We start from the raw sequence: 12,221 nt of genomic DNA, 5'->3' as shown, positions 1-12,221 counted from the left end.
TCGGCCACCTGATCGCCCTTCTCGCTAACCCCTCGACGCCACAGGTCGTTCCTTTCTACGTGCAACAGCTCAAAAAGTCAAACTGTAGAGCTGGAACCTCAAGAAGACGTTCCTCTCGGTCCTTCAACTTGGATGAGGTCGAGTAGGTTCTTGGAGGCCCAGCTGAACTTCCGTGCCGCGTTGGCGTCTGGTAGGTACGGGTAGCAAGACCCAGGTATCACCTTCCCCCTCGGAAGCCGTTCCAGCGTTTCCTCTTTGAGGTCGGCGGTATCGAAGTAAACGTTAGTGAACTTAGAGAGCCCAGTGAGGTCTATCCCGTTGTCGTGGTGGAAGAGTACGAGTGGGACGTCGAGTCCGTCTAGGAGGAACAACACGTCGTCAGTAGTGAGGCCCCTAACGCTGAGGAATAGGGGTAACCGGGCCCTTTCCACCACCCTCACTACGGGCAGGGCCTCCCACACTCGGTAACCGTGATTGGTGGGTGTGAGGACCATCCCCACTATTCCCTTCTCCAGTTGTCTACTGAACTCTACATCCAGCGACACCCGGCATCTGGGATTGAACACCCCTAGCTGTCTGTACCTCGCTCTCCCTTTACTCCATAGGTACTGTTGGTAGAAGCCGTCTACACAGCAGTTGCAGCCGTACTTGTAGGAGGGGTTGAGCAGTATTAGGTCGAACGGCTGCTCCCTCCACGAAATTCCCCTCATCCCGACGTGTTGGTGAGCGTCCACTCTCACGAGAGACGTGTGGAGCATATGGAAATAATCCTTTCCGTCGCGTCCAACTACTTCTCTTAAAGGACGGGAGGAAATCGTCGTGCTCGCCGAGTCACAAAACTGAGATATCGTCGTAAACTGAAGTATATTCGCCCCCGACCCCACCTTGGAGTCCTACTTCATTAACGCGGAAAGACTTAAGAGCACGAATGTAAAAGTACAACTTGGTGACACTGAAATGCAGCTCACTCTGCTTAAACAAGCTTCGCAGGATCGTCCTACACGTCCTACCTTCATCGACGGGCTCCCCTCCGACTACGTCAGATTGGAGTACCCAACGGAGTGGAGATACGCGAAGTCCAGAACGCTGAAGGAGCTTCCTTGGCGTCTGTCTTAGCGCAATGGGGCTTAGGTCGAGTCGTAGGTTATCCTGCCCTCGTTAAAGACGAGGGAGGCACCGTCGTGGTGTCGCAGGGCCTCCCTAACGTTCTCCCTCTTGAGTAGGACTAGGCTAGCCTGGGAGCCAGGTCTGAGAGTTCTCTCTAGGCCGATAGTCCTCGCGGCCCTCCAAGTGATCATGTCGAATAAGTTCTCCATGTCCCTATCGTTCATCATGTCGAGCAGGTGGGCCGCGAGGAACGCCACCTCCGCCATGTTGCACCTACCGAATGGGTAGTAGGCATCGTTACAGTCGTCCTGTCCCAGGGAAACGTTAATCCCTAGAGATAGGGCCTCCCTCACCGGTAAGTTGAGGTTACCTGTGTGCGGATTAGCGACTAGGGATATTCCTGCCTCCTTGGTCAACTCAAGTACCTTGCGCCTCCTATCGGGATCGTAAAGGGAGAGTGCCCTAGCGTGGCAGGCCTCCACACCACCCTTCCATCCCCTGGTTAGGACTTCCCTAGCTAGGATCTCCAACGTGTTCAACTTCGGATCTGGGGCATCGTCCACTAGCAGGGCCACCGGTTTGCCGCTCTTCTCCGCCAAGTCCAACACTATCCTGACGTGTTCCTCCATTTCCCTTTGACTTCTCTCAATCCAAGGTATACCTCCTACCACGTCTGCACCCCGCTTCAGGGCCTCGTAGAGGAGGTCCTCCGTCCCCTCCTCTCTGAGGATTCCTTGTTGTGGGAAAGCTACCACCTGGACGTTGAGAATTCCTCTCAGCGAGTCCCTCGCCCTGATCAGTCCCAGCAGTCCACGTAACTCTGCGACAGGATCCACGTCGGCGAAGGCCCTCACGTCCGTTACTCCCCACTTAACACATTGAAGCAAGGTCCTCGAGGCTCGAAGTGCCACGGATTCCTCGTCGTAGTCGACCTTGACCTTCGCTGCTCGTTCTATCGCGGACCTACTGTCTCCCTCGGTTCGGTAAAGGGAGACCCCCTCTGGGACTTCAGGGCCCGTCTCCACCTTGTCTAGGTGGAGGTGGGGGACGACAAACGACTCGGTGAGGAGCTTCCCCTCGCCATCTAGGTCTCCATTCTCCGAGCTCTCCTCTATCCTCCTCACTTTGTCCCCCTCTATCCACACCTTGAAAGTTCCTCGTCTTCCCCTCAGCTTGACGTTAGATATTGTGAACACGTGTAGCTACTCGAGGCTCAGAATAAAAATCGAGGTCTAGCGGCGAGAGAGGGTCAGTTGTTGCGGAACTCTACGACAGATCTCGGCTATCTGATGTCGTGGGTCCGAATTCAGGGCAGAGCTCAACTCGGAGTTCCGTACCCTCCTCCACCAGGAGTCTCAAGGACCACCTCCTCCCCCTGCTCCAGTTTTACGGTAAACTTGCTTGGCATCTCCTTACCTCCTACTGTGGCCTTTCCCGGCTTCCCCGGAGATCCCCCAGCCAGTCCCCAAGGTCCCACTTGGAACCTGTCGGCCAACAAGGAGAGGGTGGTGGGGGCCTTCACCCTGAAGGCTCTAATTATACCGTCTCCTCCCCTATATTTTCCCGTCCCTCCGCTTCCTCTCCTCACCTCGTACCTAGTGAAGAAAAGTGGGAACTGTCTCTCGGCCACCTCTATGGGGGTGTTGAGAGTGTTGCTCATGTTCACGTGGACGGCGCTCTCCCCGTCCCCATCAGGCCTTGCCCCGCTCCCTCCACCTATGGTCTCGTAGTACGACCAGTACTTACCGTTTAACGTGCCACCCATCATTACGTTCATCATGGTCCCGTGGGCCGCTGCAGGTACTTCCCGTGACGCTCTCGAAAGGGCCAGGAACGTGACGTCAGCCACCCTCTGGGAGGTTTCGACGTTACCTCCACCTACCGCAGCTGGCTTGTACGGGTTCACGAGAGACCCGTGGGGGGCCTTGACTTCCACAGAACTGTAGAAGCCTTCGTTGGTAGGCACCTCACCCACAACACACCTCACCGCGAAGGAGACGGCGGAGTAAGTTACCCCAGGGACAGCATTGAGGGGACCCTCGATCTGTGGATCTGTCCCCTCGAAGTCGGCCCTAACTTTTTCGCCCACCTCCAGAGAAACCTTCAACTTCAGGAGGCCGTGTTTCCACTCTAGGTAGTCCTCGGCGTCGTAGGTCCCCCTTGGTAGAGACAGAAGTCTCCTCCTCACTAGTTCCCTGGCGTAATTTATGGAGGACTCCCACCCCTGGGTCACCCTCTCAACTCCGTACTTCTCCACGGCCTGTCTAATCCTCGAGGCCCCCAACCTGTTGGCCGCCACCTGGGCGTTGAGATCCCCGAGGGAGATCGAGGGAACCTTGAAGTTCTCTTCTATCATCTTGAACACCTCCCTCGCTGGCTGTCCCCTCCTCATCAGCTTCAGTGGCGGTATGACGAATCCCTCTTCGTAGAGGGTGGTGGCGTTCGGGTTTATACTTCCCGGCACGGGACCTCCCACGTCCACGTGGTGGGCCTTGTTGACGGCGTAGCCCACCAGAGACGGGGCAAATATCGGAGTGAGGAGACCCACATCGTTCAGGTGCGTCCCCGAGATGTAGGGATCGTTGAAGATCACCGCGTCTCCTTGCTCCAGTTCCACCCCCTCCTTCTCGATGTAGGTGAGGAGGTTTCTCACACCAACCTTGAAGGATCCTAGGTGGACGGGTATGTGTTCCGCCTGCGCGACTATCCTGCCTTGTACGTCGACGATCGCGCAACTGTGGTCCATCCTCTCCCTTATGTTGGGGGAGAGGGCGCTCCTCTTCAGAGCGACTCCCATCTCTTCCGCCACGTACACTGTTGACTTATGAATCAGCTCCCAGCTCATGTGCTCACCTCTCCATCACCAACGCTCCAGTCTGGTGTACTGTGAGCCTCCACCCTCTCCTCACCACAGTAGTCGACGAATATTCTTCCACTACAGCTGGCCCCTTCACCTCGAAACCCTCTGGCAATTCCTCCCTCCTGTACACCGACGCTTTAGTCCAACCGTCCAAGAAGACCTCCCTCTCCTTGACCGAAGGTTCCCTGTCAAGGACGGGGGCCCTGGTTGAAACCCTTAGGCCCGGGGCCACTGCGAACACCCTCACCGTCACCACTTCCACCTCCCTCTGGAGAGTGAAGCCGTATGTCTTAAGGTGCCTCTCTTCGAAGACCTCCCTTACCTTGGAGACGTCCTCTACTGGAACTGTGAGCTCCCAACCCTGTCCCTCGTATCGAACGTCAGCGTACCTGAGGAACTTAGAGGCCTCTGGGAACCTAGAACGTAGGAGTCCCTCCAGTTTCCTGTAGGCCGACTCCAAGTCTCGAGGATAAGAGGCGGCGGACTCCAACCTCCTGTCGGCCGACATGACGCCCAAGGCGCTGAACAGTCCTGGGTGGGGTGGCACAACCACCTTTCTCACTTCCATCTCCTCAGCCAACCTCAGGGCGTACTGCGGTCCAGCCCCACCGAAGGCGAAGAGGGTGAAGGACGAGGGATCGAGTCCCCTCTCTACAGTGACTAGTCTCATGGCCCTTGCCATCTCTAACGACGCGAGTTCAGAGGCCTGAAAGGCCACCTCTACTTCCTCTCCCAGAGTCCTCAGGGCGCTCACCGCCAGGTCCTTCCTGAGTTTCAATCCCTCGGCAAGTTGTTCTGGCACCCACCCCATAACTAGAGACCCGTCAGTGAGGGTGGGTGAAGTACCTCCCTTTCCGTAACAGGCAGGCCCGGGATCTGCGCCTGTACTCAAGGGGCCCACCCTTAACGCACTGGCATCGTCCCTCCAAATCACAGTCCCTCCGCCTGCAGACACCTCAGCCAAGTCCACGAAGGGGAACCGGATCGGGTAGCCCGAACCCTTTACCACCCTACCGTGATGGGTCCTCCCTCCCACCTCGTACTCCTGCGTTGTTTCGACCTCGAAGTTGACGACGGTGCCCGCCTTGGCAGTAGTTCCCCCATGTCAAAGCTCAACGCGTTCCGTTCGCCCATGGTTCTAGCTAATACCGACACTCCCACCACTCCTGCCGCTGGACCGGACTCTATCACCTGCACCGGCCTTTCGCTGGCCTCGGTGGAGTCTACGAGTCCCCCTGAGCTGGCCATTATGAAGAGCCTCGGCGACCCCACCTCCCTCAGGCCCTTCTCGAGCCCCTCGACATACCTGCTTACAATGGGTTGAAGTGCAGCGTTGATCACGGTCGTGGACGTCCTCTCGTACTCCCTAGGTTCCGGCGAGATCTCGTGGGATGCGGAGACGTAGGTGAAGTACTTCCTCGCGACTTTGACCACCTTCTCCTCGTTGGTGGAGTTGATGTACGAGTGGAGGAAGCAGACGGCCACCGACGTCGCTCCCGCCTCTTTGGCCTTCTTCAACACCTTCTCCACCTCGTCGTCCAGGACTGGCACCAAGACTCGTCCGTCCGCGTCCGTCCTCTCGTCCAATTCGAACCTCATGTCCCTCGGGACGATGGGGGTCGGCTTCCTGAACTTCAGGTCGTACAGGTCTGGCCTGTTCTGTCTCCCTATCTCTATCACGTCCCTGAACCCCTTGGTGGTGAGGAGGGCCACCTTGGGTAACTCCAGTCCCACCTGCCCCAACAAGGCGTTAGTGGCGATGGTGGTGGCGTGAAGTACCGAGCTCACCTTCTCGAACCTCCTGAGGCCCCTCATTACTCCCTCCTCTGGATTACGGGGAGTCGTGGGGCCCTTGTAAACCGTGAGGTTTCCTGACTCGTCCACGGCCACCACGTCAGTAAACGTCCCTCCCACATCTACGGCAACTATCACAGGCAGTAGTCCCTCTACCTTCCCTTATAAGCTAATTACAAGAGGGACACGGGGAGACTCGATTGTGGAGATAAGTCTGTGTCGTAAAGAGCCCCCCATCCCAACTCAATAGGCCGTGTTACCTGGGGTGAACCTGAAAACGTCTAGTCTCGTCCGAACTCGCCCAGACGCCTGTTTAAACAATACTCAATGGGAGAGTGTAGAATTCGATGATAGTTCTTTCTCATCTCCTTAGGCCCCTCTCGGGTTTCAGAAACAGTTTTCGCCGTAAGGCAACAGCAAATGGACGATTTTCAAGAAATTACAGGACAAAGCTTATTACTAGACTAGGAACCTAGCCGTAATTGTGAAGAGTAGGAAAGGAATTGGTAAATCGGTCATAGTTGCGGTGGTGGTAATCGTGGTCGTGGTAGCAGCTGTGGCTGGGGTTCTTTTAACTACCAACCACAGCAAGCCCACGGTCCCTTCCACCTCTCCTCCATCTAACACCACGAGGGTGACTAACACCACCTCAGTGACCACAACAACCACCTCAAACGCTACACTGACCACAGGCTTCTTCGAGGACGTGACTTCTCTGAGTCCGGTCAACTGGTTCACCATATCTGACTTGGACGTACTGCAACTGATCTTCAACACCCTCGTTGAAGTGAACGCCTCTGGTCTACCCGCTCCCGGCCTGGCTCAGAGCTGGACTGTCTCCGACAACGGTCAGGTCTACACGTTCTACCTTTACCACAACGCCACGTGGCAGGACGGCGTCCCAGTGACGGCCAAGGACGTCGTCTTCACGTTCAACTACTGGAAGAAGTACCACTTCCCTTACTACGCGACCCTGGCGGCCCTAATAGAGAACGCGACTGCCATAAACAACTACACGGTACAGGTGACGCTGGTGCACCCAGACGCAGGGTTCCTACTGGACCTGGCAGACCTAGGGATGATAATACCCCAACACATATGGCAGAACATAACTAACCCATTCAATCAATCCAACCTCATAGGCGATGGTCCGTTCGAGTTCGTCTCCAGGACACCGGGAGTGGACATAGTGTTGAAGGCTAACCCCCACTACTTCCTGGGCGAGCCACACTTCAAGTACCTCGTGATAAAGATATTCAGCTCGGTCGACTCAGCGCTGGCGGCCCTTGAGTCTGGTAGCCTCAACATGCTGGAGCTCCCAGAGGGCACGAGCCTGTCGGCGTTGTCGGCCTACCCATCGATTCACATAGTTACCACTCCAAGCACCATGATATACTACATCTCGATGAACACACAGACCTTCCCGTTCAACAACACGCTCGTCAGGCAGGCCGTAGCTTACGCCATCAACAAGACCGCCATACTTGACCTGGCCTTCCTGGGACAGGGGCAGGTGGCTAACTCGGTGATATCCCCGGCCCTATCCTACTGGTACAACCCTGACGTGCCCAACTACACTTACAGTCCATCTACCGCAGTGCAGCTCCTCGAGAAGGCGGGCTTCACTAACTCCAGTGGAAAGTGGGTCAATTCGCAGGGAGAGCAACTCGCCTTCAACCTCCTCATCCCCAACGAGGCACCTTGGATAGAGATGGCGACCATCATACAGCAGGAGTTAGGACAGATAGGTATTACGGTGAACGTGCAGGCAGTGGACCCCACGACCTGGGAGTCCACAGTGATAGGCACCCACAATTACCAAATGACCCTGGGATCGTGGAGGCTCTACTTCGATCCAATGCTCTTCCTGGAACCCTCCTTCGATTCCAACGAGACTGGACCAAACGGATTGAACTTCGCCGTCTTCAAGAACTCCACGGTGGACAACCTCATAAACCAGGCAATATACTCACCCTCACTCGCCACGGAGAGGACATACGTCGACCAGATACAGTACGCGGTGAACCAGCAGGTCCCGTGGATAATGTTGGCCTACGGGCAGGACATATGGGCAGTACAGGGATACAGTAACTGGCAGGGAGTCCCGAGGTACGGACTCTGGTACTACACCAACTTCCTCAGTATGACCCCCACAGGATGATGGAAGGTGGCGTGGAGGAGCTACGTAGTTAAGAGGCTCACATTTTTCCTCTACTCCTTTGTGATTCTCCTCGTGCTCAATTTCCTCATTCCCAGGTTGATGCCAGGTAACCCGGTATCAAGGTTCGTCAACCCCCTCATGTCACCTCAGGCGCAGCGTCAGATACTCGAGCAGTTCGGGTTAACTAAGCCACTTTACGTGCAGTTCCTGCTCTACCTCAGGGGCGTCTTCACGGGTAACTTCGGCATATCCTTCCTTTACTACCCCACTCCAGTGTCGACCCTAATAGCCCAGAGACTCCCGTGGACGCTCTTCCTAACCGGTACCGCCACTGTATTGGCGGCCCTCTTGGGAATGGCCCTAGGCCTCTTGGCCGCCTGGCACAGGGGGAAGGTGGACTCGGCCTCGGTGTTCTCCTCCCTCGTCCTGAGGTCCACTCCCACCTTCTGGCTCGGCCTCGTTTTGCTCATATTGTTCGGAGTGACGCTGAAGGTCTTCCCCACTTCAGGTTACTTCTCCACCTCACTCCTGGTGTCAGGAGGCGGGGTACCGGCCTTCGTGCAGAGCCTCCTCTACCACTCCTTCCTTCCCATCGTGACGTTGATGGCCTACCTAGTGGGAGGGAACCTCCTGATTATGAGGGCGTCTACCCTGAGCACCTTGAAGGAGGACTACGTAACTACAATGAGGGCGTTCGGTTACGACGACCGGAGGATCCTCTACGGACACGTCCTGAGGAACGCTTCGCTTCCCATGTTAACCAACATAGGAATCCAGATGGGTTACATAGTTAGTGGGGCGGTGTTGGTGGAGACGGTCTTCTCCTACCCTGGAATGGGGTTACTCGTGTACCAGGCGGTGCTCGCCAGGGACTACCCTACCCTCCAGGGAGCGTTCTTCGTGCTCACGGTAACGACGTTAGTCGCATTGCTGATCGTGGACTTACTCTACGGTGTCCTAGATCCGCGGGTGAGGAGGTAATGGAGGTCGGCTCGAGGTACGGAGGCCTAGTGAAGAGGGTGGTGGCGGACCCTAAGGGAGGAGCTGGAGTCGGCATAATACTAGCCTTCACCGTGCTGCCCTTCCTTAGGCCACTCCTCACCAAGTACCCTCCGTTGGCGGTGGGAGTGGGGGCACCGAACCAGCCTCCCTCCCACGCCCACCTGCTGGGGACCACGAGCCTAGGCCAGGACGTGTTCAGTCAGTTCCTCGCTGGTGGACTAGTCCCCGTAGAGGTGGGGGTCCTGACAGGCGTCTTCACCTCCCTTCTAGTCGTGCTAATAGGAGTTCCAGCTGGGTACTACTCCGAGAAGTTGGGCAGGCTCCTGACCCTGATAACTGACGTGTTCCTGATCATACCGTCGCTTCCCCTGATCATACTCCTAGGAGTCTACCTCGGGCCAAGCCTCCTCAATCAGGTCCTGGTCCTCACCCTCATTTCCTGGCCTTTCCCGGCCAGGGTGGTCGCCTCACAGGTGATAAGTCTGAAGGAGAGGGGGTTCGTGCTCAGCGCCAAGGCCCTGGGAGCGTCAGACGGGAGGGTTATGTTCGGGGAGGTACTTCCAAACGTGGTGAACCTTATCATCTCCAACAGCGTCCTGGTGATAATATTCGCCATACTCTTCCAGACGGCCATTTCGTTCTTGGGACTCGGCGTCCCCACTCAACCTGGGTGGGGTAACATGTTGTACTACGCTGAGCAGTCTGGGGCAATAGCGAGCGGGGAGTGGTGGTGGGTCGTCCCTCCGGGGCTGGGGATCCTGACGGTGGCCTTCGCCTTCTCTCTCCTCTTCCTGAGGATAGAGGAGATCCTAGGACTGGAGGTGAGGTGATGCCACTACTCGACGTGAGGGAGCTCACGGTCGCGTACGTAAGCGACGGGAGGGAAGTGGAGGCGGTGAGGGACCTGAGTTTCTCAGTGGAGAAGGGCGAGTCCCTGGCGGTCGTGGGGGAGTCGGGCTCCGGGAAGACGACTCTGGCCATGACGCTGATGGGACTCCTCCCCAAGGAGGCCAGGGTTAAGAGGGGGGACGTGGTCTTCGACGGAGTGAGCTTACTGAGCCTAGGGAAGGAGGAGCTCAGGAGGATAAGGTGGAGGAGGATGTCCATGATCTTTCAGGCGTCCCAGAACGCCTTAGACCCAGTTAGGAAGGTCGGGAACCAGTTGGTGGAGCTTTACACTTATCACAACAGGGGGGCTAGGAAGGAAGAGGCAGTGAACAGGGCCATAGAGACCTTAAGCACGGTGAACTTGGCCCCCTCGGTGATGGACATGTACCCTCACGAACTCTCAGGTGGCATGAAGCAGAGGGTGGTGATAGCGGCGTCACTCCTGCTGGAGCCCGAGCTCCTCTTGGCTGACGAACCCACCACGGCCTTGGACGTGGTGACCCAGGCCGAAATACTCCTCCTCATAAGGAAGGTGGTAAAGGAGAGGGGGCTCACCCTGCTCTTCATAACACACGACGTAGGACTTGTGGCGTCCCTTTGCGACAGGGTCATGGTGATGTACGGTGGGACGGATATGGAGCAGGGCCCTCTGCGGGAGGTGCTGTCGAGGCCGGCGCACCCGTACACCGAGAGGCTCATCAAGACCCTCAGGGGGCTGGAGGAGGGTAGGCTAGAGCTTGAGGACGTCAAGAGGGAGGTCACCGGGGGATGTCCCTTCCTGAGCAGGTGCCCTGACGCAGTGGACAGGTGCTACAGGGAGTTCCCCTCAAGGAGGGAGAAAGGTAAGGTTGAAGTCAGGTGCTTCGTGAGGGGTGGGGAGAGTTGAAGCTCCTAGAGGCCAGGTCTCTGAGTAAGACGTTCAGGAGGGGGAAAACCCTTGTGAGGGCCCTCGACGACGTTTCGTTCTCACTCGAGGAGGGGGAGAGGCTGGCGGTCGTGGGGGAGTCGGGCTCCGGGAAGACGACTCTGGCCAGGTTGTTGATGGGGCTGGAGGTGCCTGACGCGGGAGAAGTCCACTTCGAGGGAAGGAAGGTGTTGGACAAGTCCACGAGGATGGACGTCGAGACGAGGAGGAAGTTCTCAGTAGTGTTCCAGGACCCATACGAGTCCCTGAACCCGGCGAAGAAGGTCTTCGACATAGTGGGCTTCCCACTTAGTGTGAGGGGAGAGAGACCCGACTCGATAAGGGAGGCCGTCTACTCGGCCCTGAGGGAGGTAAAGCTAGTCCCACCCGAGCTCTTCGGGTCGAAGTACCCCACGCAGCTCTCGGGAGGCCAGAGGCAGAGGGTCGCCATCGCGAGGGCGGTGATATACAGGCCAAAAGTGCTTATAGCCGACGAGCCCACGACTATGATAGACGCCTCCTTGAAGGCGGAGGTGCTGAAGCTCTTCCTGGACCTCTCCTCCAAGTATAGGATGAACCTGATAACTGTGACACACGACTTCAGCGTGGCTCCGTTAATCTCCGATAGGGTGATAGTGATGTACAGGGGGAGGGTGGTGGAGGAAGGTCCCACTAGGAAGGTCCTCAAGTCCCCCTCCACCCATACACACAGACCCTCATATCTGCTGTGCCGAGATTGGAGGGGGAGATCAGGCTCCTAGCCAGGTCAGACGACTTGGGTGATGGTAGGGGATGTCCGTTTTACTCCAGGTGCCCAATCAGAGTCGACAAGTGCAAGACAGAGGATCCGCAGGTGAGGGAAGTGGATGGAGAGAAGGTCAGGTGCTTCTTGGCGTGATCGCCCTCGCTAGGACGAACTCTATCGACTCCCTCACACCCTTGACTATGGTCTCCAAGCTCATGGATGGAATGGGCCTGGAGATCGAGGCCGCACACTTCTCGTGACAAGGCACGTGAATGAAACCGCCCAGACCCCCATACATCCTAACTTCCCTGAGTATGACGTACATGGCTGTGTTGCAGAGGTAACTTCCGGCCGACAGGCTCAACTCCGCCGGGATCCCAACGGAGTTCAGGTGATCCACCAAGTCCTCAACCGGGATGTCGGCGAACAGCCCATCTGGACCGTCGTCTATCCTCTCTCCCTTAGCTACCAGTCCCGCGTTGTCCGGTTCCCTGGAGAACTTGTAGTTTATCGCCACCTTCTCTGGCGTGATCTTCGCCCTTCCCGGTGCCACCCCCACTCCGAGGGCCAGGGCAGGTCTCGTTGCCCGTAGCTCAGCAGATATGAGCCCCGGGACTCTGTCGTACTGCACTGGGAGGACTACACCCTTGATCCTGTGGCCTCCCACCTCTCTTCCGTCCAGGGATTCCGCCACCAACCTAGCTGGGTTCTCCCTGTACTCCTGGAACTCCTCGAAACCGAATACGACTATCACGAGCTG

The 12,221-nt window shown here is 57.1% G+C and carries 10 protein-coding genes and 1 pseudogene; 6 read left to right on the top strand and 5 right to left on the bottom strand.

Annotated elements, in window-relative coordinates:
- Positions 1 to 98: 98 nt before the first annotated feature.
- The 4 genes and pseudogenes from HS1genome_RS09670 to HS1genome_RS09655 all read right to left on the bottom strand — a co-directional run bounded on the left by HS1genome_RS09670 (position 99) and on the right by HS1genome_RS09655 (position 5,899).
- Positions 99 to 740 (bottom strand): hypothetical protein, encoded by a 642-nt coding sequence (locus HS1genome_RS09670; protein ID WP_126450812.1) that lies wholly within the window; start codon positions 738 to 740, stop codon positions 99 to 101.
- A 387-nt stretch (positions 741 to 1,127) separates the two neighbouring features.
- Complete coding sequence (locus HS1genome_RS09665) at positions 1,128 to 2,303, bottom strand: amidohydrolase family protein (RefSeq protein ID WP_126450811.1); 1,176 nt, start codon at positions 2,301 to 2,303, stop codon at positions 1,128 to 1,130.
- A gap of 122 nt (positions 2,304 to 2,425) precedes the next feature.
- Positions 2,426 to 3,952 (bottom strand): hydantoinase B/oxoprolinase family protein, encoded by a 1,527-nt coding sequence (locus tag HS1genome_RS09660; RefSeq protein ID WP_126450809.1) that lies wholly within the window; start codon positions 3,950 to 3,952, stop codon positions 2,426 to 2,428.
- Between the two features lie 4 nt (positions 3,953 to 3,956).
- Positions 3,957 to 5,899: pseudogene (locus HS1genome_RS09655) on the bottom strand (hydantoinase/oxoprolinase family protein).
- 346 nt (positions 5,900 to 6,245) lie between these two features.
- Here HS1genome_RS09655 and HS1genome_RS09650 point away from each other — a divergent pair.
- The 6 genes from HS1genome_RS09650 to HS1genome_RS09625 are packed head-to-tail and all read left to right on the top strand — an operon-like array spanning position 6,246 to position 11,614.
- Positions 6,246 to 7,922, top strand: a complete 1,677-nt coding sequence (locus HS1genome_RS09650; protein ID WP_158613788.1) for an ABC transporter substrate-binding protein — start codon at positions 6,246 to 6,248, stop codon at positions 7,920 to 7,922.
- 6 nt (positions 7,923 to 7,928) lie between these two features.
- Positions 7,929 to 8,903: an ABC transporter permease gene (locus tag HS1genome_RS09645; protein ID WP_126450805.1), complete on the top strand. Its 975-nt coding sequence runs from the start codon at positions 7,929 to 7,931 to the stop codon at positions 8,901 to 8,903.
- Positions 8,903 to 9,754, top strand: a complete 852-nt coding sequence (locus HS1genome_RS09640; protein ID WP_126450803.1) for an ABC transporter permease — start codon at positions 8,903 to 8,905, stop codon at positions 9,752 to 9,754. The genes HS1genome_RS09645 and HS1genome_RS09640 overlap by 1 nt, the downstream gene beginning before the upstream one ends.
- Positions 9,754 to 10,698 carry an ABC transporter ATP-binding protein gene (locus HS1genome_RS09635; protein ID WP_126450802.1) on the top strand — a complete coding sequence of 315 codons (945 nt, stop codon included), beginning with the start codon at positions 9,754 to 9,756 and terminating at the stop codon, positions 10,696 to 10,698. Before HS1genome_RS09640 ends, HS1genome_RS09635 begins: the two co-directional genes overlap by 1 nt.
- Positions 10,695 to 11,477 carry an ABC transporter ATP-binding protein gene (locus tag HS1genome_RS09630; RefSeq protein WP_158613787.1) on the top strand — a complete coding sequence of 261 codons (783 nt, stop codon included), beginning with the start codon at positions 10,695 to 10,697 and terminating at the stop codon, positions 11,475 to 11,477. Before HS1genome_RS09635 ends, HS1genome_RS09630 begins: the two co-directional genes overlap by 4 nt.
- A complete protein-coding gene (locus tag HS1genome_RS09625) occupies positions 11,453 to 11,614 on the top strand; it encodes a hypothetical protein (protein ID WP_232018756.1) in 162 nt (53 codons plus the stop codon). Before HS1genome_RS09630 ends, HS1genome_RS09625 begins: the two co-directional genes overlap by 25 nt.
- Here HS1genome_RS09625 and HS1genome_RS09620 read toward each other — a convergent pair.
- Positions 11,595 to 12,215 carry a pyroglutamyl-peptidase I gene (locus HS1genome_RS09620; RefSeq protein WP_126450796.1) on the bottom strand — a complete coding sequence of 207 codons (621 nt, stop codon included), beginning with the start codon at positions 12,213 to 12,215 and terminating at the stop codon, positions 11,595 to 11,597. The two genes, HS1genome_RS09625 and HS1genome_RS09620, sit on opposite strands and share 20 nt — an antisense overlap.
- Positions 12,216 to 12,221 lie beyond the last annotated feature (6 nt).

It is taken from the genome of Sulfodiicoccus acidiphilus (genome assembly GCF_003967175.1).
GTDB lineage: Archaea > Thermoproteota > Thermoprotei_A > Sulfolobales > Sulfolobaceae > Sulfodiicoccus > Sulfodiicoccus acidiphilus.
The sequence above is the reverse complement of the archived record's forward strand: the minus strand, read 5'-3'. Positions and strand labels throughout refer to the sequence as shown.